Source organism: Lysinibacillus sp. NPDC096418 (assembly GCF_044762775.1).
GTDB lineage: Bacteria > Bacillota > Bacilli > Bacillales_A > Planococcaceae > Lysinibacillus.
In genome coordinates this window covers 82,168-107,262 of the sequence record NZ_JBIWEY010000006.1, presented here as the reverse complement: position 1 = coordinate 107,262, position 25,095 = coordinate 82,168, and the positions used below count along the sequence as shown (strand labels likewise).

Here is a 25,095-nt window from a genome sequence, read left to right as displayed (position 1 = left end):
ATACCTCACTTATTTAGAAATGGTTGTAGAAATCTTCTTTTGCAGGGTTTATGGGCTGTAACTCTTTAATGGAAGCATTTTTTTTGAGGAGTTCTAGTAAGATTTTGTCTGTATCCTCTTGTTTTACAATTACTTTGACAGTATTAACTTTTGGATTTAATAGTCTTGTTTGTACATTTTCAAAATAGTTGTGTAGATTTTCTAAAGATGCTTGTGTTGAAATTTCAAAAGAAAGTTTATTTCTATGAATAATGGTATTCAGAACTAAGTTATTTTGATTAACGTGACAATCATTTATGGAAAGAATCTCATCTACAATATTTTCTAGTAACTTAGTTTCATGGCAAGTTAAGATGATACTTAATCCTTTGTCTTTCAATAACGAAAGTGTAGCTTCTAAATCATTTTGTGCCTTAGGGTCTAGTCCAGATAAAGGCTCGTCCAATATTAGAAGATTCACCTCTTCAAGCAACGCCTGAATAATCATGACCTTTTGTTTCATACCCTTCGAAAAATCAGAAATCCTTGTTTTGCGAGAACCTTGCATATTAAAGATGTCGAGTAAGTAGTTTATTCTGGGTTGGAGTTCATTTTTAGGCATACCTCTAATACTTCCCATATGAAACAGATACTCTTCAGGAGTGAACAAAATATTAGAAGGTGTAACTTCTGGTACGTAGCCAATTGTAAAAGGATGGATATGCTTAGAAATTGTCCCGCTGTCGGGGTTAACTAAACCCCCGATGATTTTGAGAAGGGTACTCTTCCCAGAACCATTTTTCCCTACTAGTGCTACAACTTGATGAGCATGTATCGAAAAAGAAATATCCTCTAGGATTATCTTGCCTTTAAACTGTTTTGTGACGTTCTTTATGTCCATTATTGTTTTCATGTATGCCCATCCTTTATTAAGTATTAGACAACTCGAAGGAAGATCGTGCCCCAAAAATACGATAACTTATTTCAAAGTGCAATAATTGGCGATGGATGTATGCAAGTTGTCGATAAAAACAGTATAAAGTAATATGAATTCTTTTTCTCCTTATATATGGTTATTTTTATAATTAGTGGCTATTTACCATAAATTGTGGTTGATTTCCGTTACGTCAGCGTGCTTTCCTGGGGGGCGTCCGAAAAGCCGCTGCTCGCTCCAATGACTTATCAGTGAAGGAGTTCCGCTGCCTCTACTCCAAGTATCAAACACTGTATTTAAAATATCACCCTCAACTTTTGGTGAAGAGCCTAATTAATTGTTAAATAAAAAAAGTCCCGCTAACTATTTTTTAGCAGGACCTTCATATATATAATTAACTAATTACAATGAGCGGTATTTTTTCAGACTAATAATATTTAAAGTAATAAACACGACAGCAAATAATGCTAGTATCGCTAAATCTGTTGAAATATCACTAAACGTATATCCCTTGTACATCACACCATTTAATGCGTCTGATGCGTAATAAATAGGCATGATACGACCGATATTTTGTAGCCACTCGACCATATTATCAAGAGGGAAGATACCTGAAAAGAATACTTGTGGCACGATCACTAGTGGAATAAATTGCATCATTTGAAACTCTGAAGCAGCAAAGCTAGACAACAAGGCTCCCAATGATAAGGATACAAGTGCCAATAAAATATTCGTGAGCAGGACAAGCCAGATGGAGCCTACATGCACAATATCAAGTACATAAATACTAAAAAATACAATAATAATCGTTTGGATTAATGCGAATAATCCATAACCAATCATATAGCCAACGACAATTTCTGATCGCTTGATAGGTGTAGCTAGTAGACGTTCTAAAGTGCCAGATGTCCGTTCTTTTAAGAGTGCAATACCGGTAATTAAAAAGACAAAAAAGAATACGAAATAGCCAATAAGCATCGGACTAAAAATATCAAAAATTACAGTATCTTCGTTACCATATACATACTCGGTTGAAAACTTCATAGTTGACGGGCTTTCAGGTTGTATCGCTTGCGTGAGTTTCATTCGTACAGCTTGAGCTGTGGATGGGCTGTCGTTAAGTAACGTAAGTTCGAATTGGTTTTGCCGGATGTCTAACCAACCATCATAATCCTCTGTTTTTAAATTTTGTTTTGAAAAATCGTCTTTTTCTATGATATGAAAATCTACAGCTCGTAGTTTTTCGATTAATTGCGTATGTCCATTTGACACAACAAGTGTTAAATCTGTCTCATCACTATCGAAAATAAAGTACATTAACGAAAGTATGAGAAGCGGAGCTAAAAACAGTAATGCAAGTGTGCGTTTATCGCGTCTCATTTGCTGAAAAATCCTTGTGACTAGTGCGAAAACTCTCATACTACCTCACCGCCAGCCTTTAAGAATACATCATCAAAGTCTTTTGCATCATAACGTAACTTCAACTCATGAGGTGTACCATATGCGATAATTTGACCATCTCGTAGCATCGCTAATTGATCACAACGTTCGGCCTCATCCATAGCATGAGTTGTCACCAAAATGGTTTTTTGTTCTTCTTCTTTCAGGCGAATGAGTTCCTGCCATATTTCTCTTTTTAGGACAGGATCAATTCCTACTGTAGGCTCATCTAAAATAAGAAGCTTTGGATTTTGAATTAATGCAATAGCCAATGACAATCTTCGTTTCATACCACCAGAGTAATTAAGTACTTTTTCATTTAAATCTTCCGTTAAATGGACGAGATTTGCAGCGTATTGCACGCGGTTCTCTCTTTCCTGTTTGGATAAACCATAAAGTTTTGCGAATAAATTTAGATTTTCTGCTCCAGTTAAATCTGTATACAGAGCATCAGATTGTGCCATATAACCAATGTCCATTAATAGCTGTTTATGTGGCACAGCATAGTTAAATATGTGAATGCACCCTTGGTCGGGCTTTAGCATCCCCATAATCAATTTAATTAATGTAGTTTTCCCGCAACCTGAAGGACCGAGTAAGCCAATGAGCTGACCAGTCGGTATTTCTAATGAAAGTGGTGCAATGACCTGTTTATGTTTAAATCGTTTTTCAACTGCAGATAGAGTAATCGCTTTAGCTTCCACATTACATCTCTCCTTTTCTGAACACTGTGTCTAACATACTAAAATTTTACGTTAGCATAATTGCAAATACAATGAACAAATCAAGAAAAAGGGTAAAGTGAATAGGGGATCTATTTGTCAGTTCATGAAAAGATGGAAAAATGGAGATTTTATCTGTGTGTTGAAATAATCTAAGACCAAGTATTTCTAGAGTTTTAATCGTTAAATACAAGCGTATTGTTTTTCCTCGTTTAAAGAGGATACTTTTGCTTGATTAAATGGTTTGGCGAAAGTGTTTACTAAATTTGGCTATTTAAATTTAACGGTTACAACAGCACAAATAGTATCTAGAATCCAGCACAAATAGTATCTAGAATCCAGCATTTAATAGTAAGAATTATCATTTTAGGATAGGAAGGAGTTGAAGCTATTTTATGTGTCAAAGTTCTAATGGAAGTATTGGAGCGGGAAGTTTTAGTTGCTGCGAGCCTAAAAATTTTGTACAAGATAAAGTATGTAATAATTTCACAGTTGCTGGTGACGATGTAGTAGGTGCGGAAATCCTTTACGCTACAAATTCAAACGAAGTTATTTATGCATCAGGATTTATAAAAAACACTGGTAACTTTCCTATTACCGTACAATTTGTAAAAGGGGCAGACCCTGTCGGAGGCACAGGCGGTACCATCGTCAGACAAACAGTTGTCCCAGTTGGAGGAGCTTTTACTTTCACAATCTCACGTTTTGATACAATTCGTGCATTCGCCACTGGAGCTACACTAGCTCTACCAGCTGCGGGAGAATTTTGTATCACTCCTCGTTATTCAATCGGTTAATAGTTTTTTGATTTATATAGGATAGCAAATCGCTCTTTTGAAAACCAATTATTTGGAGTATGATACTGCTGAATTTCAACGCTAGTATTGAAATAGAAAGGAAAATAAAAGTCGATAGTAATTTTATAATCGCCTTTTTTTATTGCCCATTTTCTCACAAATATTCATCTTTAGTAGAATATGAAATTTTCATGTTTATGTGCCAAATGTATGAAGTGAAAAACGGATAAACCGAAAAGTTTAGTTTTAAATATAAAATACTTTGTAACATCAAAGTGATAGAGCCTGCTCCTCATTTTATTAAAGCGGTCTTACAAAAAATGATTATATAAGTGATGCCGTTCTAGATAATACATAATCTATTTTTCAAAATGGGAACCCAAAAATTCTTAAGTGTGTCATGCTTATTTTAATTTTCTGCTACGTCAGAACAATAAGAAAAATGATTGTCGTTATCGTTTTAGTCTTTTAAATTCCTGCTAATCGAAAGTAATAATTGAACACTTCTATTAACAAGGAAATCTAAAAGTTTTTTGAGAATAAGTAGTAAGACTGTTCGTTGTACTTTATGAAAAAGCTTTTTCAATCACATAAGGAGCGAAGTAAATGAAAAGTTCATCGGCAAACTTTATCATGAGATTAAAAAAACAAAAAGAAGATGCACTCGAGTATATTATTGATGCCTACATGCCACTCGTGAAAACAATTGCTACAAAAATTTTACACAATATGAAACGCCCAGATATTGATGAATGTATCAATGATGTTTTTTTAACGGTTTGGCAAAATGCTCATCAGTTTCAAGGTGATACACAGGACTTTAAAAAATGGATTGGCATGATTACGAAATACAATGCAATCGATCGCTATCGGCAAGCTGAAAAGCAAATTGCTCGTGAACAATCAGATGCTCCACTCGAGCAAAAAGCGAGCTCTCTAAAAACAGATTTATCTGTCTTACAACGAGAACAAAAAAATGAATTATTACTGGCAATCAGTCAGCTAGAGGAAATTGACCGCGATATTTTTATGATGAAATATTATTTAGAGCTATCAAACAGTGAAATTGCCGATGCACTTGGGCTAACGAAGGCCGCTGTCGATAATCGCCTATATCGAGGGAAGAAAATATTAGCCACAAACACAAAGTTGAAGGAGCGATTTGTATGAGTATGAAGGAGTGGATGGATTTAGATATCGATTCTCTTGAATTATTAGAGGTAACAGATATCGAAAAGGCGCGCGTCAAACAGCATGTACTAAAGATACGAAAAAAAGCCCCCATTTGGCGCCATATTGCGGTCGCTGCTGTGATAATTGTTGGAGCTACTACTGCAACAGGCTTTGCATTCCCGACCATTGCTGCACAAATTCCTTTTATGCAAAATGTCATTAGCTATTTTGAGGATGGAGAACAAAGATACAAAAATTTTGAAGCTTTCTCTACTAATATCGGTCTCGCACAAACGAGTAACGGCATGACAGTGATGATTGACAATGCGGTATACGACGGAACAAATATTACAGTGTCCTATGCAATTGAAACGGATCATGATTTTGGAGAAGCGATGCAAGTTCGTGCACCAAATTGGTTTGATGTCGTTGGTGCAATTGGGGGTGGGGGTGGACATAATATTACGAAAATTAGCGATACACGTTATGTAGGCTTATCAGAATTCACCCCACATTTCAAAAATGATATATACCCAGAAACCGTGAAAGTCACTTGGACACCGCAAGCATTTTACAGTTTATCAAATGACTTAGAGGTCGAAGGGGATTGGTCGTTCGCATTCTCTTTGGAGCGCTTAGAAGGTGATATACTGCTCCTTAATGAAACTGTACAAGAAAAAGACGTAAACTTTACACTACAATCTGTTGAATTCACAGATGTTTCGACGGTTATTACGTATGAGCAATTTGTGACTGACAAACTTATTGAACAATGGCCAGAAGTGACACCTGTATTCCGAGTGTCAGATGATCTCGGTCATGTATACATGAATGAAACAGGTGGTGGCGGCGTTTCTACAGATAACGGGAAAATTTTTAAAGGAACAACAGCATTCGGTGCCATCCAAGAAGGTGCCAGTCAGCTCATTATACAGCCTGTTGAAATTGCAAGTCTTATGTACGGTAAAGGGCATACCGAAATTGAACTCGAGCCGATTATCATTGAATTGAAAAAATGATAGTATTAGCCCCTATAGAAGTTAGTGGATTGTCTAACTTTTACAGGGGCTTTAATTAAAGAATGTATCGCAACAACATTAAATTATGCACGAACGTTCTAAGTGTTCGTTTAAAGTAAATTCTTCTCCAACATATACTTTTATTACCTCATATATGCCGTCACCGAATTGATACCTACGTTCATCTTTATCAATGACAACTTCTTCATCCAATACAATTCGATCTTTTTTTGAGGGTAATTCTTCAGATAGAATTTGTATATGGTTATTAATACCTCTCATTTTCTAGATACGGGAGCATTTTTTCCAATTAAAACAGAAATGACAACAATCACTGCGATGACAAGCGTAAACCATGTGATGGATTCGTCTAGGAATAAAGTCGCGAATAGAATCATCAAAAATGGTTGTAAGTATTGAATTTGACTAACTCTGGCTATGCCACCCATAGCCATTCCGCTATACCAAGCAACATATGCTAGGAATTGACTAACTACTGCAAGATAGATAAAACTTACCCAAGCTTGCATTGGGGCATGGAGCATTTCAGTTGTAAGCTGCAAGCCAACTGGAATAATGAAAAATGGAGCCCAAATCATAATTGCCCAAGCAATCACTTGCCAGCTACCTAATTCTTTTGCTAATATTCCACCTTCTGCGTAACTAAGTCCAAGTAGTATCACTGCTGCTAGTAAAGCTAAATCGGCAAATTGTAATTGACCGAATCCAAGATGAAGTGCATACATAATGACAGCTAAAGAGCCGATGATACTTGAAATCCAGAATTTAATGGATGGTGTTTCACCTGCTCTTAACAATGCAAATCCAGCCGTAGCTAACGGTAACAGAGCTAATTCTACAGCCCCATGAGAAACAGGCAAGGATTCCATTGCCCAAGAAGTAAGAAGCGGAAATCCTAAAACTGCACCAACAGCAACAATGATTAGACTTTTAAATTGGCGAGCAGTAGGAAGTTTTTCTTTTTTCACGATCAAGACCACAGCTACTAAAATAGCAGCAACAACGGTTCTTCCTAAACCTACGACGGTAGTTCCAAAATACTCTACAGCAATACTTGTAGAAGGAAGCGTTAAGCTAAAGCAAATTACACCTACTAGCCCTAAAAATAATCCGAATTTTTCTCTCCGCTCCATTTGCATTTTATCCACCCCAAATCTTCATATAAATCTGTACCAGCTACTGCGCTTTGGAAAGCCGCTCTGGTATAGTTAAATATTAATAGCTGTACACATTAGGAATAAACAGTTGTTTTATCCATCTGTCATGGTACAGTTCAAGGAGTGAATCAGTGGATGAGTTCGAAATACATTCAAATTATGGAGGGAATTAAAGAGCAGTTAGCAAATGGCATACTGCATGCAGGTAGTAAACTTCCTTCAGTTCGTCAATTATCTGAGCGTTTTTCTTGCAGCAAAAATACGGTGATTAGAGCTTATACAGAATTAGAAAAGGAGCATGTCATTTATGCTGTTCCTAAAAGTGGCTACTATGTGGTCAATGAATTTCAGCATACCAAGCATGAAAATGAAATAATCGATTTCTTTTCTGCAGGTCCCGATATAAATGTGTTGCCTTATGTTGATTTTCAGCACTGTATGAATCAAGCAATTGAACAATACAAAGGAGAACTGTTTACCTATTCTGATCAACAAGGGCTCTATTCTTTACGCGTACAGTTAGTGAAATATTTGCAAAATTTACAGGTCTTCACGCAACCAGAGCGACTAGTAGTTGTATCTGGCTCACAGCAAGCCCTTAATTTATTCGTTTCCATGCCGTTTCCTAATGGCAAAAACAATATTTTAATCAAACAGCCTAGTTATTTCGGAATAATCGAATCTATCAATTTGCATCAAGTTACTACTCTTGGAATTGAACTAACTATGGAAGGAATTGACCTTGACCGTTTGGAATATATTTTCCGTAATAATGATATCAAGTTTTTCTATGTGATACCGAGATTTCATAATCCGCTTGGACATAGTTATACAAATAGCGAGAAGAAAAAGATTGTGGAATTAGCTGAAAAATACGATGTTTATATCGTAGAGGATGATTTTTTAGGAGACATTGATCCAAATATAAAATCAGATCCTATGTTTTCGTTTGCTCCTTCAGGGAGGGTTATTTATATTAAAAGCTTTTCGAAAATTTTCCTTCCGGGGTTAAGAATTGCGTCAGTCGTTCTTCCTGAACGAATGGTTGAAAATTTTTTGCGCTACAAATTCACTTCAGATTTTAATAGTTCCACCTTGTCTCAAGGAGCATTAGAAATCTATTTAAAAAGTGGCATGTTTACTAGTCATCTAAAAAAAATAAAAGAACTATATCATAGAAAAATGCAAGTCCTTCAAGAAGCATGTGAGTTATTGCTACCGACTACTACTCATTTTTCTAAACCGACTTCAGGATTTTATCTAACCATCTATTTGCCCGGAAATATAACAGCAAAACAGATAGTTCATATGTTAAACGAGCAGCATGTATATGTTGATGATGCCTCCAGAATGTTTCTACCAGAATATAAACAGGAAAATCTCCTTCGATTATGCATTTCTCAAGTGAATGAAAATCAAATTAAGGTAGGGGTTGAGCGATTGGCTCACTGCATTACTGTTATCGACAGTAGGAAGAAAACATATAAAACCAAACAACTTTTTACTCTTTAGGGATGAGTAATGATTAATAGATGGAGATATCTTTCCAATGTCGTATCATTAAAGGGAAAGGATTTTTTACAGTGCTAACAATGATCAAATTTCAAAACTTATTTCCATTCTATTAAAATATAGGAGCTCTCCGCTCTGGCCCTCACTTTCCGCAGGCACATCATTAGCCGCTACAAGCTCTTACTAGTAGTGTGGAAATATTAGTAACTATTTTTGCTTATTTAAAGAGTGTAGTCTTTTTTGTGTGGTGCATTTTTATTTTGAAACCTTTTTTAAGTTCATTCGTATACTAACTATACAATTCGAATTGATAGAATTAAAAAAGGGAGAAATTTTATTTTGAACCATTGAACAAAACTGTTTATTTTTGTGACTTACTTTATTGCAATTGGGGAAGCGTATTATTCTACGCTGTTTATTGAACCAAAGACACCACCGCAACACCAGACGATTCAAGCGTCTGCAATTACGATGGCACAACTGCGGTAGCAAACCAGACAAAAAGAAGCGTAAAAAACGTCGTTTTAACTCTTCTATGTTGCAATCAATCAAAGGATTTCTTCTGAGCACTAAATGTTCTAAAGAAAAAAGGATTCTTTACTACATGTTAAAGAATAGAATGGATATAGGCAGACCAATGCGGGAGCCGCTTTTCATCTTTTTACGATATCGAACTTTACGTTGTTGATGATATATGTTCATAATTATTAAGTTGCAAATTTATTTGCAGCTTTTTTTGGTTTTGTAGATTAATTTTAAATTAAGTCGTGAGCATTCAAGGGCCGAATGTTATGAAAAGTAATATCAGCATTACTTTTCATAAAAGGGTTCAACTAGGCCTCTTCTGGCATCATTGCTGTTTTGATTTGTGCATAAAATGTAAGATACAATGATAAATGTAAAAATTATTTATATTTTATGCAAGGGGAGGAAAATGCAAAACATTATAAAATTTAAACGAAAATCAAAGAAACTATCACAAGAAGAATTAGCTAAACTTTACGGGTCTCGAGACAAGCCATCAATGCTATTGAAAATGATAAGTATGAACCTACACTCCAATTAGTTTTTCATTTAGAGAGTACTGTTGATGAATTATTTCAATTTCAGGGAGTGAGATGATGAGTAAAGAAGTAAAAAAAGATGAAAAGGGTAAACAAATTATTCAAAAGAGTTCTTCTTTAAGCCAAATAGTATTTTATACCTTATTACTTTTATGGGTAATTGACTTCTTCTTTGTTGGAAAAGGAAACAACCACACCCTATTTCTCGCTCTATGTATAGCTTATCTAACCAATCGAATTATTCAATTTATTAATGTGAAAAGAAGTATGTAATTTCTTATCTTGTGTTACTACTTTTTGATTTCTTCTGTTCTTAATGTTGAATTCTTTTTTCTCTTCTGAGCCATTGTTAATGGTTCTTTTTTCTTGATAAATTATATTGTAACTGAAATAAAAGATCTCTCTTTTAAAATGTTCTTGTCAGTCAGTTGAATAGCAACAATCAATACGAAAACAGCCTTAGTAAAAATGAAAGCACGTATCTTTTTCTTGATTGAATAACTTAAATTAAGATAATGTTACATCAAAATAGTTTTGACAAAATAATCCTTCTGGAATAAGATTATTTTAAATTGACTGATTAATCAATCAAAAAAGAGGTGTTAATAATGCCAAGAAATGAAGAACAAAATCAAGAACTTCGAGACGCTCGGAAAGAACAAATTCTACAAGCTGCTTTACTCGTATTTGCGCGTAGGGGGATGGTTGCTGCAAAAATTAGTGATATTGCCAAGGAGGCAGGATTAAGTCATGGACTTGTATATCATTATTTCACTTCTAAAGAAGAAATCTTTTCGACGTTAGTAAGGACAGCTGCAAATAACTCGGTAGGGGTCATTCAGCAGGCAAGTGAGCAAATAGGCACGCCGCTTGAGAAATTACATTGGATGTCAGAACAAATTTTAAATGGCTTATCAGATGAGAGAAATACGCTGTTATTTTTAATCATGATTCAAGCAAGTACTTCAGATGCTATACCAGATGAGGTTAAAGAGATTTTAACAGGGGTGGAAGCAGTTTCGCCGGTAACTTGTATACTACCTTTGATTATTGAGGGACAAGAATTTGGAGAAATTATTTCAGCTGACCCGGTATCTCTGGCGATTGCTTACTATGCTTTTATACAAGGACTCGCTGTTAATAAAATTCAATGGCCAGAATGCCCTATACCTAATGCGAAATTGATTATGAAGATTTTTGAAAAGGATAATTAATCATTTGAATGGAGAGGGGGAAAGGTTATGGTTAGGAGTAACAAACAACGCTTATATCTTTTGATATCACCTTTCGTTATCATATTTTTAGGTTTTTCAACAGCAACTATTTTCAAACAATATATACAAGGGTGGGCTTGGATACCATTAGCACTTGTTTACTGGAGTTCCCTCGGTTTTTGTATATATTATTTCAAAGGCGATCAATCAATAAAAAATTGGCTAGGAAAGTCGAAATCATCAAAGTCTTGGATTACTCTTTCTTTACTTATTGGGATGTTCCCACTCACCATTCTAATAATGAATTTTCATTTATTTGATTCCATTTCGCTTGTCCTACTATGGTTGTTATTTGCGCTCATTAATCCTTGGTTTGAAGAACTTTTTTGGCGTGGTGTATTACTGGATGGCTTACTTGCTTGGTACCCAAAATGGCTATGCATATTGTATACAACGGCTTTATTTGTCCTGAGTCATCCTTTGATGTGGGGTGTTTTCTCGATTGCAAGTAAGTCTTATCACTTATACATTTATTTAAGTGTAGCAGGTATTGTTTGGGCGATTACATATTTTAAAACAAAAAGCTTAAGATGGGTTATTTTTTCTCATTTTATAGTGGATATCGGGAATTTGACCGTTTTAACTTTTTTGAATATCTATTTACCTCCAACTATGTAAGAGTAATAAATTTAAATCTTGAATATAGTATTTTGATTTAGTAATGGAAAAGGGCATATAATTTACCCTTTTCCGCATTCATAATAAGAGTAGAAAAGCCACTTATACTTTTAGGAATAAGTTATAAATGATCAAATAGAGTATGAGTAGCGGGACCTAAAATACAATTGAGATTTACGCCTTTGGTGAAATTATTTTTGAATTTAGTTTATTCAAAGGAAACAAGTATAAAATAATTAAAAGTCCCATTACTAAGTATGCTGTTTTAAGTCCGAATCCATCTGCTAATGTACTTGCAACTAATGGTCCTACCATCATTCCAAAAGAATATGCTGTATTATACACCGCAAAGGTAACACCCTGAGAGGGATTTCCTACTGAGTGTGAAATATCAGCTAACTTAGGAAGAGTAGGTGTTAAAATCATCCCAAGGCTAATCCCTAACACCGCAAGTGTAAGTATCTGTACCCATATTAGAGTAGGGAAAGCATTTAAAGGAAGTACAATAGCCGCCATCCCAACGCCTATAATGATAGTTTTTACATGTCCAATTCGGGTAGAAAATGTACCAATCATTGGTGCAGTCAAACCATAAGCAAGAGTTATTACAACAAACATTGATCCGATTATTCCAGGAGATAGATTTAAATTTTCACTAAGATGAATAGGTAAAGTCGGCTCAATACTTGCGAATATCGAGGCCCCTACTGCTGCTATTCCTGCGATTATTAGGACTTGTTTATGACGAAGAATTCTAAATGGTGAAGTAAAACTTTCTGCCCTTGTTTCAGTTATATTTCGGAGGAACACAAAGCTTAGAAGAGCAGCTAGTAGTGCCATGCCTGCAGCTACAAAAAAAGGTAATTGATATCCACCTAACTCAAAAAGCCATCCACCTAAAAGTGGACCAAGAAGAACGCCACTAGCTTGCCCAGACATGGCCATCCCCATAGCTGTTCCATGCTCTTCTTTTGAAAACACTTCTGCAAGCAATGCTAATCCTGCTGTCCATGGTATGGCTGCAGCTACTCCTTGTAAAGAACGTGCCAATATAAGGAGTAAGAAATTAGTTGCAAAGGCAAACACTATTGTCGTAATAGCGAGCCCAATAAGTCCCAATACAATAAGTTTTTTTCGACCCATTCGATCGGCTAAAGCTCCAAAAATAGGGGTTGCAATAAATAGTGCTATTGCGTAACTAGCAAACAAAAAACCGATTTCTGATTGAGAGGCACCTAAGTACTCCGCATGCATAGGTAAAAAAGGAACAACTAATCCATACATAAGCATATCTGTAAAAATGGTAATCATAATTACAATTACAACCATTTTTTTTGATGTTTTCACTTGTATTCCCCCGCTTTAACCATCTGCAATATATCTTCCATATAATTCAGTTGTAATTCACATTGCTTGAACATGTTGTGAAAAATGAGATCGATTTTGGCTGGTGTTTTTCCATTCATTCGCTCCTTCTCCTCGTATCCATGCTTCATACTCTGATAAATGTGTGTTATTTCATCTATCTGTTTTTCTAATGCGGTAATGATCTCATCTTCTGATAAATTTTCCATAAAGGTTAAAGCTGTATAGAGAGAAGCCGGGAAAACTACTGATGGGCTAGCAAATGAATCTAAAAGTAGCTGGTTTAATTCAAGCTCTCCATCTTCAGTGATTTTAAAAATTGATTTTATTCTTAAGCCAGTCTGTTCTACTTTCTCTAACACTACTTTTCCCTCATCCTGTAGCTTCTTTAAGGCATGATAAATCGAAGCTGGCTTTACATAAGCCCACGTATCTGTTTGTGCTGATTGCATCATCTGTTGAATTTCATATCCTGACATGGGTCCTGCCGACTTTAAAAGACCTAAAACTAATGCACGTGTCATAATATCCCTCCATATTTACTAAACATTGAATACTAAACGTTTAGTATTAATGAGAATATATTAGCATTACTTGGAAAAACAGTAAAGTAAATTTATTGATTCCATTTGTTAATTCTAAAAGAATTAAATGAAAAACCAGCAATTCTCCAATCCATTCGATTGAGATGTTGCTGGTTGGTCATCTATTCGTAATACTCAATTAATGCTACTTCCAAACGTTCGGCCAAGTGCTTTGTGATATATCCGTCAATAAATTGCTCTTTTTCCACTTCAATTTGTGTGGATTGGAAGAGTTTTGCGAAAAAACCTGCCTTTTTTTGAGTAGAAAATTGTTGTAATGCTTCTGTACGTAAAGTGGAGACAATTTCATTCTCAATAAATCGTTCACGGATTTTCATGACGACATCCTTCGCGTTATCTTCTCTTAGCTCCGCTATTTGTTTTTGTAGTCTTTCATTTTCATATTTTAGCTTCTGTGTTTCTTGTTGAATTTCTATGATTTGGTTGTTCGATTCGGAAGCTTGTACGAGCATATTTTGTGTGAGAAAATCTTTGTTCACTGCAATTTGCAACGCGCCACTTTCATCTTCTTGTTGCAGGTTAAATAACCCTGTCTGCATCATTTGCTGCAATACATTCCCTAAAACCTCGACTTTATTTACTAAATCATCTGGAGATGTAAAATCCGTTGTGGCTGTTAGTTGTTGGTTGATGAATTGGCCATTTTCGTCCATACCAAGAATCAGTTTAAGCCCTCTAACACGGTACTCATCTTTAAGTAGTAAAATCATTCGCAACTTTAGAATAGCCGGTAGGTTGAAACGAATAGCAGACGTGTTTTTTGGGTTAACTATCATGTCATCAAAAATATAGTTTTCAAACGGTTTGATATAATAACGAACTTTCTTCTCCGTAATGTCAAACCATCTTGCAACGTCTGCTGTTGAGTAATACTTTTTTTCGTTAATGTCGTTTAAGTACGTATCACGATAAAGTACTTCTTCAAGAGGGCTGCCTTGTAAAACAGCGAACAATGGGTCCTGTTGGATTATTCCGAATACCATTTCTTTTGCATCATGTGTTTCAATCATATTCTTCACACTCCATTTAAGGTTATTTTATCTCACGCGTTTTTTCGGAATACTTCTCTATTAGATTCCTATTCAAATATGGACAAATATATGCTTGTTTTTATGAAGAAAATAATTTTCGGAGCATATCTACTTAGTAAACATATTGATAGGGTTAATAAATTATTTTCGAAAATATAGGCAAATGGGAAAAGTATTAGAGTGATTTAGGAAATATGAAAAAACAGAAGTAATTCGTCAAGCGCGAGTAATAAAACAAGTATGGAGGGAGGTTTGCAGGTATTAAATAAGGATTAATTAGGGGTTAATTCTGATTACGGTTTGAACACACGAAAAGAGACCGAAACTATTGCTACTCTTGCGATTGTGTTAGCAACTACAAAAACATTGAGCCAGCAAGTAAAGCTATCAATAGTATAATTTAATGCAAGGTTTCTTACAGAGATCATGTCTTACTATAGGTTTCAAATAATGTTCAATTATTTGGTGTTTATATTATGTTAAAATAATAAAAGTGGAATAATACGATAAAGGTACAAGTCTAAATTCGGATTTGTTTAAAAAGGAAGATCGGTGAAAATCCGGCATTGTCCGCAACTGTAAATGGGAGCACATTTCTTAGGTCACTGTTACATATCGTAATGGGAAGGGTAAATGTGAGATGAGTATAAGCCAGGAGACCTGCCTTTTTCTAGTACAACCAAAATCTACGAGGGTAGGATGTGTTGAGTATGATGGAAGAATTTCTTCAGCATACTCATAGTACGACGACGTTCAAAAGGATAGCTTCAATAATGTATGGTAGAAGGCTTATTTCAACATGGCAATCGGCGTATTATGCAGTTTGTTTGTCATAGCATGCATCTTACTAAAAGTGAAAGGTGTTTATATGTTTACTTTGAAGGAGTGTTACACATGGATCAACAAGTAGTCGAATATTATGAAAATCTGTTTAAAATTGAAATCATGCAAAAGCAGATAGACGGTGCTACAAAAACATTAAAAGAATTAGTTGCAGAATTTGTTCAACGAGACGAAGCACATCATACAGATATTCACGTTGCCTATTCAAATGTGAAAAAAGAATTAGTCGGATAATAGATAAAAACCAGCAATTCCTTATATAAAGGGATTGCTGGTTTTTATATGTCCAGTACTTATTTGTATGTGTGACAAAGTGTAAAGGTTATAGTACAAATGTATAGATTGAATTGCGAGAAATAACTAAAGGACTCTGCACCACAATTCTTAGTGAATATCGCGTTTTTTGAAGTTACCACCACGTACTTCTGATACGTCAGAAATAACGACAAAAGCACCAGGATCTATATCTTTAATAATGGAGACTAGCTTATTTTCTTCCATTCTGTTAATAACGCAATTTAAAATTTCTGTAGGTTCGTTCGAAAAACCACCACGGCCTTGTGTATATGTTACGCCACGACCTAAGCGTGATTGAATGGATTCACCAATCTCTTCTGATTTACGACTAACAACTTGAACCGACTTGGACTTTTCTAAACCAACCTGAATAATATCAATTACATTTTTAGCAATGTAATATGTTAAAGCTGAGTATAACGCGCTTTCTAGTCCGTAAATAAAGCTCGCACCTATGAATATAAAGGCATTAATAAATAGAATAATATCGCCGACAGAAAATGGGACTTTACGCGAAAGTAAGACTGCTAAAACCTCAGAACCATCTAAAGCGCCACCATTACGTAATACAATACCTATACCAACACCCAGCATAATACCACCAGATAACACGATTAATAAAGGATCTTCAGGTCCTAAAATCGTCTCAACATGGTGTAATACTACTGTCGAAATCGATAATGCAGCAATCCCTACAACACTCATTATTGCAAATGTTTTTCCGACTTGCTTGTAGCCTAAATATACAAACGGAATATTTAACACAAACAGTAGGACACCTAATGGAATACCAAAGAGATGGGCCCCCATAATACTAATCCCTGTAACGCCACCGTCAATGACATCGTTAGGAATCAACACTGCTTCAAGACCGTACGCAGCGATGACTGCACCAATAATAATCATGATGGCTTTTCGGATGTTTTCTACTAACTTTTGTTTCTTCATACTATTTCTCCATTTCTTTTTGTGTAGCAAGATTAACTCAAAAAGAGCACTTTTCTATTGTAAACTTTTTTTTATCGAACCTCTAGGAATATTCTCCATAGATTTAAATTTAAAAAGTCACCCTAAAAAATATATTAAGATCTTGGAATAATGTTTATAGCAATGGTTTTCGATACAATTTCTTCATTTTCGTTACTCATTAAAATATATTTAGAAAATAAATTACTTAACTCGTTTTCGAAATGTAAGAATTGCTCATTGGATAAAGATAACTCTACAAATGAAAAAGTTGCGGTATCCTCTGGGTGTTTGTTTTCCTCAAGTGAAGTTAAATAGTTTTGGTATTGTGATAATAATGCTAATTGGTAGTAGGAAATATAGTTTAGCTTTTGTTCTTTAGACAGACGTTGCCAATCTTCTTGATTTAATCGTGCTGCGTCCCCATTTACTGCATAAAACTTCTCAGAAACAGAACGTACTTTACGTTCTTTGACGATTTTAATAATACCTGCATCCGTTAAAATTTGAATATGTCGATACAAAGTTGCCTGTGGAACGTCTTTGATGATTGAACTCATCTCTAATGTACTTAAGCCTTCTTCTTTTTTTTGCATAAGTGTCTGTATAATTTTCATTCTCACAGGGTGCATTAAAATCTCTGCTTTGTTGCGCATAATTAGTTCCTCCAATATGTTTGATTGTTGAGTTATCAATGGTAATTGTGACTGGTTATTTAAAATGAGAACATTATCAAAAAATATAATATAAATTTCAACAAATGTATAGTGTAGAAAAAGGTGGATTTATTCTGTTTATTTTGTTATCGTTATTGATAATGATAACGAACGGGGTGAGCAATTTTGAAATTACATTATGGTTTTGATGACTTAAGTAAAATTGATTGGAGTAGTATTTTGCCCATAATTATTCCTTTTCTACTTGTTGGATTTTTATTAATATTGATTGCTTTAGTGGATTTATATCGTCATCGTGCATTAAGAGAAAACGTACTGATGTGGACAATTATTATTGTTTTTTTTAATACAATTGGGCCTATCTTATACTTTGTAATTGGTAGAAAGGATGTAAACAAACATGCGATTAGAGATTAATAATGTGACAAAAAAGTTTAAGCATAAAACTGCGGTGAATCATTTTTCAATGGTAATCGAGGCAAATGAGTGTGTTGGTTTAATTGGGCCGAATGGTGCCGGAAAATCTACATTAATTCAAATTATTGCAGATATTCTTACTGCGGATGAAGGTCACATTCTTCTAGATGGTCAAAAAATTTCAGCTAAGAAAGATCAAATTGGTTATTTACCTCAATATCCAAACTTTTTCTCGTGGATGACAGCATTTGAGACCTTATTGTTCATGGGAACACTCTCTGGACTTTCTAAAACCCAGTTGCAAAAAGATATTCCTCTTATCTTAGCAAAAGTAGGGCTGGCGAAAGAAGCACAGACCAAGGTTGGAACATTTTCAGGGGGTATGAAGCAGCGTTTGGGCATCGCACAAGCCATACTACACAAACCCACTTTAATAATCATGGATGAACCTGTATCAGCACTAGATCCAATTGGACGTAGGGAGGTATTGAATCTACTAAAAGAGATTAAAAAAGAAACGACGATTTTATTATCTACACATATATTGGCTGATGCGGAAGAAATCTGTGAACGCTTTGTTGTCATTAAAGAAGGTCAGAAAATTGAAGATGCAACAAAATCTCAGCTGCTAAATCGTAGTCAAGAATCCGCTATTTATCTAACGATTCGAAAAGAAGATTATGAATGGCTAAAACAAGTTGAACATTTTCCATATGTGAAGGGAATTGAGAACATTGGAGACGGATTTAAAATAAGTGTACATCAAGTAGAAGAAGATGCGTATCGACTATTACAACATGGACTGGATCAGAAAATTGCTTTTACTAAGTTTGAGATAGGGGTTAAGGAAAGTCTTGAAGAGATATTCTTAGCATTGGTGGTGGAGGTATGATTAATTTTGCAGTATTAAGTAAAAAAGAATTTAGTCAAATGATTCGTGAATTAAAAATAATATGGCTTCCTGTTGTTTTTATGCTATTAGGGCTTATGCAACCAATTACGATGTATTATTTACCCGTTATTTTAGAGAAGCTTGGGGGCGTAGAAGGAATTGTTGTTGATCCGATGATGGCGAGACCTGAGGGAAGTGAAGTACTAGCTTCGACGTTGGGCTCACAGTTTGACCAGTTAGGAATTATCATCCTCGTAGTTGCTGTTATGAGTATAATCCAAGCTGAAAAAGCAAATGGGATGTTGGCATTTATTCTAACAAGGCCGGTGTCTATTTCTTCTTATATCGGAAGTAAAATTATTAGTCATTATTTGTTGGCTATTATTTCATTTGCGCTTGGTTATGCCGCGTCATATGGCTATACAGCCTATTTATTTACATCCGTACCGATTGCTCAAGTGATGTTGGCGTTTGTCTTGTACTGTATTTGGTTGTTATTCGTGATTACTTTAGTAACCATGTTGAGTACGTTTTTTAATAGCCCTGCTTTTATTGCGTTAGTAGGGATTGTGGTGCTTTTCCTATGCCGAATGGTTGCAGGTTTACATCCGTTAATAGGCGCCTTAAATCCTGCTGGTGTTAGTCTACGTGCTTCAAGTGTTTTAGTCACAGATAGTATGGGGGACTGGTGGGAAGTTAATATTGTAGTGACACTTTTAATAACTTTAGGAATGGCACTTATAATACATTACTGGATTGCGAAGAAGAAGTTTTAAATAAAAAATATGAGGGGATGGGCGAAAAGAATTGAAAATATCTTTAAATATGAATAGCCAAATTCCCCTTTATCAGCAGCTAGTTCAGCAAATTATTTTAGAAATAGCAAAAGGGAATTTACGATGTGGCGACCAATTGCCTTCTATTCGTGAGTTGGCTAGGCAAACAAACGTACATTTACATACGGCCCATAAAAGCTACAAGGAACTTCAAAAAAAGGGACTTATAAAAATGAAACCTAATAGTGGAGCCTTTATTTTGGCAATACAATATGGATCTATAGACGAGATTGATCTACACCAATTTTCGTGTAATTTGGAGCAAGTGGTGGTAGAGGCATATGTGAAGGGAATCAGTGAGGAACAATTGCAACAGCTATTTAATCAGATATCCCAAAAAATTATTCAATTTAAAGGAGAAGACTCCAGTATATACTGAGGTCTTCTCACCGAAGCGTAAATATTTTATTCATCGTTTTGAGAATTAGTCTTTTGTAAAAATCCTCAATGGAGTGACTCATTTAATAATTTAATATAATCTCAGTCTTTTTTTATTTAGATTCTTCAATTTTAAATTTCGCTTCAGTCAATGTCACAGGTTCTTTCGTTGGATCATTGTCTGTAAATTGAACAGCCGTCACTGTGTAGTCACCAGGCTTCAAATTATCCTCTGATAAGTTTAATAATGATTGCGATAATTTTCCTACTTGCTCCTTAGCGGAGAAAATTTCATTGATATACACATATGTTTCAATGCTATCGTCAAAGTTTTCATATTCGATGTCAATTTCCGTTAGTACATCGTCTTCATACACAAATAACACTGGAACATTTCCATTTGAGCTATCGCCACCCAGAGTACTTACAGTAATAGTTGCGTTACCTATTGGTGAGGCGTTTGGAAATGGGTATTTACTTTCAGCTGTGGCTGGTTTTTCTGTAACTTCTGATGGTTCTGCAGTAGGAGTTTCCTCTTTAGGTTTGGCCTCTTCTTCGCTACATGCTGTCAGCAACAATGCTGATAATGCTCCGATATAAAATAATTTCCTCAATCTCTACACTTCCTTTCAATTACCATTTTAGAAAAGCGTGCTTCAAAAGTATATAAAAAGACAACATTAATTGTCATCTGCTTAAAATAGTTTCTTAATTGTCCATTTTAATGAAGGTTTACGTGGATTCTTAATTAATGGCTTAGGATTTTTAATTTTTATGCCTAGTTATTTCAAGTAATGTTTGGACATCTCAGAATGCGAAAGTTAAGTTATAAATTTAAAAAGTGATTTAGATAATTTCGGTGATAAAATAATTCTATAAGTTCTGATGAGTCATTTAAGGGGAACGTGAAAAGACCACTCCGTAATGGGTGATTTTTTTAAAATGGAGGTAAAAAAATCGGAAAGAAAAAATTAGAAAAGAGACTGACTTATTTATTTTCGGGAGAATTATCTGCGTTAATTATGTTTATTATTGTTAGTTTTCTTGCTAATAGGACTTTTCCTAATTTGCAATTATATTCATTGTATTCTTTTTGGATATCATTTTTTCTTTTAGAAATTCTTCTACTACAAGGGACTATTTATTGGTATTCGAAATTGAAGAGATTAAGAATTGAAAATACGTCTATGACACCTGTTTGGATAGTTAGACTATTGAAACGTTTAAAAATAATTAATATTATCTTAATTTTTGTTTCAATTGTTATGTTTGTAATTGATTACGTGCAATTTCATTCTTCTCTACCAATAAAAGGATTGATAACTGTAGCTTTCATTTATATTTTTGCAGTTTTGGAATTTATCAATTACTTTTACATTCAACTTTCATATGACAATATCTCTGATTTTAAATATTTGTTGAAAACAAAGAAATTAAAGCATTCCTGTATACGTAAAGACTTTCAAAGAATTTTATAATCTAAGATATACACTTTACTTCTCGACTAATGATGACATGGGCTTAGCTGAATAAACGATAAAAAAGACCACTCCATGATGGGTGGTCTTTTAATATGTCTTTTATGGGTGTTAGAGTGACAGCTCCAAGTCAAATAGCATTATTAGGGAGGGCGTAAATGGAGAACAGATTAGCATTATGAAAGTTTAGTAGGCATTTGATGATAGGTTTCAGCAAATTTAATTAAAAGTCAGGTACTAAGCCAAGAGAGGTTTAACCCAGGTACATATAAATATTGTAAGGCAAAATCATAAAGATAGCCGGGTGAGGTGATAAGGCAGTTTTTTAGAGAGGGAACAAATTTATATAAATGGGTAGTTTAAAAATAAGGCGGAAAGGAGGGGGAAAACAATGCAACCAATGGCTTGGATAACCATTTTAGCATTTCTTGCTACACTTATATTTATTCTTTGGAGACCTAGAGGCATAAATGAAGCTATACCTGCGACAGTAGGTGCTATCGTTGTACTAATAAGTGGAAGTGTTACACTGAGTGAACTCGGAACGATTGCTGGAACTATAAGTGGGGCTGCAATAACCATTATGGCAACGATTGTAATGGCAATCGTCTTAGAGAGCTTTGGATTTTTTAATTGGATAGCAGAAAAGTTGGCGGAAAAAGCAAACGGATCAGGCATTCGATTATTCTGGTACGTTAATCTTTTATGTTTTCTAATGACACTCTTTTTTAATAACGATGGTAGTATTTTAATAACGACGCCGATTTTAGTTATGTTATTAAATAATATGGATTTGAAAAACCATCAAAAGATTCCTTACCTACTGTCAGGTGGTTTAATCGCAACGGCTTCAAGTGCACCAATTGGCGTAAGCAATATCGTCAATTTAATTGCTCTGAAAATTGTGGATATGAGTTTGTATTCGCATACAGCAATGATGTTTGTACCAGCAACTCTTGGGTTACTACTTTTAGTCGGACTCCTGTTTTTAAGATTTAGGAAGGATTTACCGAAAGTTATCCCTATTAAAGTAGCCGGACTATCTCTCCCTTCCTATCACCCACTTAAACAGCATTCAATCTATTCTTCTGGAAAAGATCGTTCAAAGTTTATGCGCAATATCCTACTATTCGTTTTTGCAGTTCGACTTAGTCTCTTTTTCGCTTCATTCGTAAATATTCCAGTCTCTGCTATGGCTGTTCTTGGCTCCTTACTACTTTTAGGATGGAGATGGATGTATCTAAAAGTACCACCAGGAGATATGTTGAAAAAGACTCCGTGGTATATTCTCATTTTTGCGTTTAGTATGTACGTAATTATTTATGGTTTGAATAACATCGGTTTAACAGACTGGTTAATTGGGTTTATGCGTCCTATGGTATCTGGTAGCTTACTCCATACAAGTGTGTTGATGGGGGTACTCTTATCAGTACTTTCAAATATATTTAATAATCATCCAGCGCTAATGGTCGGAACAATGACGCTTATGAATATGGATTTAGATCCACTTTCCTTGAAGGTTGCTTATCTGGCAAATGTTATCGGAAGTGATATTGGTTCATTACTTCTTCCAATGGGTACGCTAGCTACACTCATGTGGATGCATATTGTAAGAAGAGGTAATGTAAAAATTACTTGGTGGGAATATATAAAGGTTACGGTAGTCGTGATACCGCCGACATTAATAATTACTTTGGTTATTCTTTATTATTGGGTTACGTGGTTATTTTAATGAGCATTCAATTTACTGCTCAACTTTACGTCAGATAAACCGCCTTGTGTTCATTTTTCTAAAATCTCGTCAATCGAATGATGAATTGACGAGATTTTTTGTTGTTAAGGAAATTATAGATTTTTCACCTGTGGATAACTGAGGGTATTATCTTTAAGGATAAAGCGCTACATCCTCGAGGTTCCTGCGATTCCTCGGGCGAAAGTGGTGAAGCGTTTACTTTCGCTTCGGACTCGAATGAAGCTGTCGGATGTGAACGAGCACTTTAGCGCATTTGTTTTTTAAGTTACATTAAAAACAGAGCAACAATGGTTGTGGCAATGAGCCCGATAACTACAGGTACTAAATTTCGCCGTGCGAGTTCAAATGGGCTTACGTTACAAATCGCAGCAGCAGGGATGAGTGCCCAAGGAATGAGTGTACCGCCCCCAACCCAAATTCCGGTAATTTGTCCGAGCGCAGTAAGTGTAGCTGTACCTTCACCTATGGCATTGCCAAATAAACTACCAATAGAACCTGCTAGAGATATACCGGAAAATCCAGATCCGTCTAATCCGGTGATGGCACCAACGACTGCCAATGTGATAACTGCTATTTCTTTTGTTAAAGGTACAATGGCTGCTAGACCAACACCGAGGTCATTGACAATTCCATGTGAAGCTTTTGGTAAATAGTCACCAAGGATTTGATTGAAACCAGAATCTCCTAAATAAAAGAATGCAGCGATTGGAATGACCGGTCCAAATACTTTAAAGCCAAATTGGAAACCTTGAATCAAATAGCTAGTTGTCTTCTCAAGCCCCTGTTTTTTATGGGCTACAACTGAAAGTATTAGTAAAATAAAGACTGCTGTTCCACCGATTAATGCTGTTGCGTCGCCACCTTGTAATTTCAAAACGGACATTGCCACGACGTCAGCTAAAAAGGCAATGGGAATCAATATTGCGAAAAATCGTTTTTGCCCAATTGAAAGTAAATTCTCTGGCTTCTCTTGTTCGGTTTCTTCGCCGTTCGTAACTGTTAAATCCAAAGTTCCTCTTTTCATATCACGTCTAAGCATTATAAAGGCCACAATCGTTGTGACAAGCCCCATTGTAATCACGAGTGGAATACTTGCGCTAACTACATCTCCAACAGGAATACCAGCAGCGTCAGCAGTTAGCTTTGGAGCTCCCTGAATGACAAAGTCACTAGATAAGGCAATCCCGTGACCAAATAGGTTCATCGCCATCGCCACACCTAAAGCAGGTAAACCAGCACGTATTGCTACAGGTAACAGAACGGCACCTAAAAGGGCTACTGCTGGGGATGGCCAAAAGAACCATGATATAACCATCATCAATATACCAATTGTCCAATAGGCTAGTGTCGGTGTTTTAATAATTTTCGTAAATGGGGCCACCATGACCTCATTAATACCCGATTTCATTAATACTCGGCTCATCGCCACAATGATGGAAATGATTAAGATGGTTGATAACAGCTCTGTGATTGCAAAAATAAAGCTATTAAAAACGCCACTAATCGATGCAGTTAAATCGCCAGTAGCGACAATGGCTATCATAAATATTCCAATAATACAAATGAGGGTGGTATCTCGACGTCGAACCATAAAACCAATGATCAATACAATGAACACGACATAAATCCAATGGAGAGCAGTAAATTCAATCCCCATAATTTTTCCCCCTCAAAATAGGTCTGACTATAGGGTATGAAGATATTTCTAGAGTGTGAGTGATTTCAAAATAAAAAGTGCGTGCCTAGGGGATGTAAATACAAAAGGGCTATTAGAAGTAGGTTAAAATAAATTTGAAAAACTACATCCATTAAAGAAACTCGTTCTGAAATTCAGAACGAGCTTTGCA

Annotated in this window: 26 protein-coding genes, 1 pseudogene and 1 riboswitch; of the genes and pseudogenes, 15 read left to right on the top strand and 12 right to left on the bottom strand. The window is 35.4% G+C overall.

The window, feature by feature from the left end:
* Positions 1-13: 13 nt before the first annotated feature.
* From ACIQZG_RS07865 to ACIQZG_RS07855, 3 genes are all read right to left on the bottom strand, one after another.
* Positions 14-892, bottom strand: a complete 879-nt coding sequence (locus ACIQZG_RS07865) for an ABC transporter ATP-binding protein (RefSeq protein WP_402754614.1) — start codon at positions 890-892, stop codon at positions 14-16.
* 423 nt (positions 893-1,315) lie between these two features.
* Positions 1,316-2,332 (bottom strand): ABC transporter permease, encoded by a 1,017-nt coding sequence (locus ACIQZG_RS07860; RefSeq protein WP_402754613.1) that lies wholly within the window; start codon positions 2,330-2,332, stop codon positions 1,316-1,318.
* Positions 2,329-3,057: an ABC transporter ATP-binding protein gene (locus ACIQZG_RS07855; protein WP_402754612.1), complete on the bottom strand. Its 729-nt coding sequence runs from the start codon at positions 3,055-3,057 to the stop codon at positions 2,329-2,331. Before ACIQZG_RS07855 ends, ACIQZG_RS07860 begins: the two co-directional genes overlap by 4 nt.
* A 413-nt stretch (positions 3,058-3,470) precedes the next feature.
* On the opposite strand from ACIQZG_RS07855, the gene ACIQZG_RS07850 reads away from it, so the two are divergent.
* From ACIQZG_RS07850 to ACIQZG_RS07840, 3 genes are all read left to right on the top strand, one after another.
* The gene (locus ACIQZG_RS07850; protein ID WP_402754611.1) at positions 3,471-3,872 is read left to right on the top strand and encodes a DUF3992 domain-containing protein; all 402 of its coding nucleotides are present in this window, start codon (positions 3,471-3,473) and stop codon (positions 3,870-3,872) included.
* 606 nt (positions 3,873-4,478) lie between these two features.
* On the top strand, positions 4,479-5,042 hold the full coding sequence (locus tag ACIQZG_RS07845; RefSeq protein ID WP_402754610.1) for a sigma-70 family RNA polymerase sigma factor: 564 nt from the start codon (positions 4,479-4,481) through the stop codon (positions 5,040-5,042).
* Entirely contained in the window at positions 5,039-6,064 is a 1,026-nt protein-coding gene (locus ACIQZG_RS07840) for a DUF4179 domain-containing protein (protein ID WP_402754609.1), read from the top strand. The genes ACIQZG_RS07845 and ACIQZG_RS07840 overlap by 4 nt, the downstream gene beginning before the upstream one ends.
* A gap of 78 nt (positions 6,065-6,142) precedes the next feature.
* On the opposite strand, the gene ACIQZG_RS07835 is transcribed toward ACIQZG_RS07840, so the two are convergent.
* Together ACIQZG_RS07835 and ACIQZG_RS07830 are read right to left on the bottom strand one after the other, a co-directional pair.
* Positions 6,143-6,346 (bottom strand): hypothetical protein, encoded by a 204-nt coding sequence (locus ACIQZG_RS07835; protein ID WP_402754608.1) that lies wholly within the window; start codon positions 6,344-6,346, stop codon positions 6,143-6,145.
* A complete protein-coding gene (locus ACIQZG_RS07830; RefSeq protein WP_402754666.1) occupies positions 6,343-7,224 on the bottom strand; it encodes a DMT family transporter in 882 nt (293 codons plus the stop codon). Before ACIQZG_RS07830 ends, ACIQZG_RS07835 begins: the two co-directional genes overlap by 4 nt.
* A 153-nt stretch (positions 7,225-7,377) precedes the next feature.
* Between ACIQZG_RS07830 and ACIQZG_RS07825 the strand changes: the two genes are divergently transcribed.
* The 5 genes and pseudogenes from ACIQZG_RS07825 (at position 7,378) to ACIQZG_RS07805 (ending at position 11,710) form a co-directional block, all read left to right on the top strand.
* Positions 7,378-8,754 (top strand): aminotransferase-like domain-containing protein, encoded by a 1,377-nt coding sequence (locus tag ACIQZG_RS07825; protein WP_402754607.1) that lies wholly within the window; start codon positions 7,378-7,380, stop codon positions 8,752-8,754.
* A 934-nt stretch (positions 8,755-9,688) separates the two neighbouring features.
* A pseudogene (locus tag ACIQZG_RS07820) lies at positions 9,689-9,876 on the top strand (helix-turn-helix transcriptional regulator).
* The gene (locus ACIQZG_RS07815) at positions 9,876-10,091 is read left to right on the top strand and encodes a hypothetical protein (protein ID WP_402754606.1); all 216 of its coding nucleotides are present in this window, start codon (positions 9,876-9,878) and stop codon (positions 10,089-10,091) included. The pseudogene ACIQZG_RS07820 and the gene ACIQZG_RS07815 overlap by 1 nt, the downstream one beginning before the upstream one ends.
* A 335-nt stretch (positions 10,092-10,426) precedes the next feature.
* Positions 10,427-11,032 (top strand): TetR/AcrR family transcriptional regulator, encoded by a 606-nt coding sequence (locus ACIQZG_RS07810; protein WP_402754605.1) that lies wholly within the window; start codon positions 10,427-10,429, stop codon positions 11,030-11,032.
* Between the two features lie 27 nt (positions 11,033-11,059).
* Positions 11,060-11,710, top strand: a complete 651-nt coding sequence (locus tag ACIQZG_RS07805) for a CPBP family intramembrane glutamic endopeptidase (protein WP_402754604.1) — start codon at positions 11,060-11,062, stop codon at positions 11,708-11,710.
* Between the two features lie 174 nt (positions 11,711-11,884).
* On the opposite strand, the gene ACIQZG_RS07800 is transcribed toward ACIQZG_RS07805, so the two are convergent.
* The 3 genes from ACIQZG_RS07800 to ACIQZG_RS07790 all read right to left on the bottom strand — a co-directional run bounded on the left by ACIQZG_RS07800 (position 11,885) and on the right by ACIQZG_RS07790 (position 14,690).
* Entirely contained in the window at positions 11,885-13,057 is a 1,173-nt protein-coding gene (locus tag ACIQZG_RS07800) for an MFS transporter (RefSeq protein WP_402754603.1), read from the bottom strand.
* Positions 13,054-13,599: a PadR family transcriptional regulator gene (locus tag ACIQZG_RS07795; RefSeq protein ID WP_402754602.1), complete on the bottom strand. Its 546-nt coding sequence runs from the start codon at positions 13,597-13,599 to the stop codon at positions 13,054-13,056. The genes ACIQZG_RS07800 and ACIQZG_RS07795 overlap by 4 nt, the downstream gene beginning before the upstream one ends.
* Positions 13,600-13,781: 182 nt before the next feature.
* Positions 13,782-14,690 (bottom strand): hypothetical protein, encoded by a 909-nt coding sequence (locus tag ACIQZG_RS07790; protein ID WP_402754601.1) that lies wholly within the window; start codon positions 14,688-14,690, stop codon positions 13,782-13,784.
* 514 nt (positions 14,691-15,204) lie between these two features.
* Positions 15,205-15,393, top strand: a riboswitch (cobalamin riboswitch).
* 212 nt (positions 15,394-15,605) lie between these two features.
* Here ACIQZG_RS07790 and ACIQZG_RS07785 point away from each other — a divergent pair.
* Complete coding sequence (locus ACIQZG_RS07785; protein ID WP_402754600.1) at positions 15,606-15,788, top strand: hypothetical protein; 183 nt, start codon at positions 15,606-15,608, stop codon at positions 15,786-15,788.
* A gap of 150 nt (positions 15,789-15,938) precedes the next feature.
* Here the strand turns inward: ACIQZG_RS07785 and ACIQZG_RS07780 are convergent, their stop codons facing one another.
* Both ACIQZG_RS07780 and ACIQZG_RS07775 read right to left on the bottom strand, forming a co-directional pair.
* Positions 15,939-16,799: a YitT family protein gene (locus ACIQZG_RS07780; protein WP_402754599.1), complete on the bottom strand. Its 861-nt coding sequence runs from the start codon at positions 16,797-16,799 to the stop codon at positions 15,939-15,941.
* Positions 16,800-16,933: 134 nt separating this feature from the next.
* Complete coding sequence (locus ACIQZG_RS07775; RefSeq protein WP_402754598.1) at positions 16,934-17,473, bottom strand: helix-turn-helix domain-containing protein; 540 nt, start codon at positions 17,471-17,473, stop codon at positions 16,934-16,936.
* Positions 17,474-17,659: 186 nt separating this feature from the next.
* Here ACIQZG_RS07775 and ACIQZG_RS07770 point away from each other — a divergent pair, with 186 nt between their 5' ends.
* Genes ACIQZG_RS07770 through ACIQZG_RS07755 form a run of 4 tightly spaced genes read left to right on the top strand, consistent with a single transcriptional unit; the run spans position 17,660 to position 20,018 of the window.
* Entirely contained in the window at positions 17,660-17,911 is a 252-nt protein-coding gene (locus ACIQZG_RS07770; RefSeq protein ID WP_402754597.1) for a PLD nuclease N-terminal domain-containing protein, read from the top strand.
* On the top strand, positions 17,895-18,803 hold the full coding sequence (locus ACIQZG_RS07765; protein WP_402754596.1) for an ABC transporter ATP-binding protein: 909 nt from the start codon (positions 17,895-17,897) through the stop codon (positions 18,801-18,803). Before ACIQZG_RS07770 ends, ACIQZG_RS07765 begins: the two co-directional genes overlap by 17 nt.
* Positions 18,800-19,579 carry an ABC transporter permease gene (locus tag ACIQZG_RS07760; protein WP_402754595.1) on the top strand — a complete coding sequence of 260 codons (780 nt, stop codon included), beginning with the start codon at positions 18,800-18,802 and terminating at the stop codon, positions 19,577-19,579. Before ACIQZG_RS07765 ends, ACIQZG_RS07760 begins: the two co-directional genes overlap by 4 nt.
* Positions 19,580-19,628: 49 nt before the next feature.
* Complete coding sequence (locus ACIQZG_RS07755; protein WP_402754594.1) at positions 19,629-20,018, top strand: GntR family transcriptional regulator; 390 nt, start codon at positions 19,629-19,631, stop codon at positions 20,016-20,018.
* 112 nt (positions 20,019-20,130) lie between these two features.
* Here the strand turns inward: ACIQZG_RS07755 and ACIQZG_RS07750 are convergent, their stop codons facing one another.
* Positions 20,131-20,631 carry a hypothetical protein gene (locus tag ACIQZG_RS07750; RefSeq protein WP_402754593.1) on the bottom strand — a complete coding sequence of 167 codons (501 nt, stop codon included), beginning with the start codon at positions 20,629-20,631 and terminating at the stop codon, positions 20,131-20,133.
* Positions 20,632-20,973: 342 nt separating this feature from the next.
* Here ACIQZG_RS07750 and ACIQZG_RS07745 point away from each other — a divergent pair, with 342 nt between their 5' ends.
* On the top strand, positions 20,974-21,495 hold the full coding sequence (locus tag ACIQZG_RS07745; RefSeq protein ID WP_402754665.1) for a general stress protein: 522 nt from the start codon (positions 20,974-20,976) through the stop codon (positions 21,493-21,495).
* 400 nt (positions 21,496-21,895) lie between these two features.
* Positions 21,896-23,227: an arsenic transporter gene (locus ACIQZG_RS07740; protein ID WP_402754664.1), complete on the top strand. Its 1,332-nt coding sequence runs from the start codon at positions 21,896-21,898 to the stop codon at positions 23,225-23,227.
* A gap of 286 nt (positions 23,228-23,513) precedes the next feature.
* Here the strand turns inward: ACIQZG_RS07740 and ACIQZG_RS07735 are convergent, their stop codons facing one another.
* Positions 23,514-24,905 (bottom strand): hypothetical protein, encoded by a 1,392-nt coding sequence (locus tag ACIQZG_RS07735; protein WP_402754592.1) that lies wholly within the window; start codon positions 24,903-24,905, stop codon positions 23,514-23,516.
* Positions 24,906-25,095: the final 190 nt, after the last annotated feature.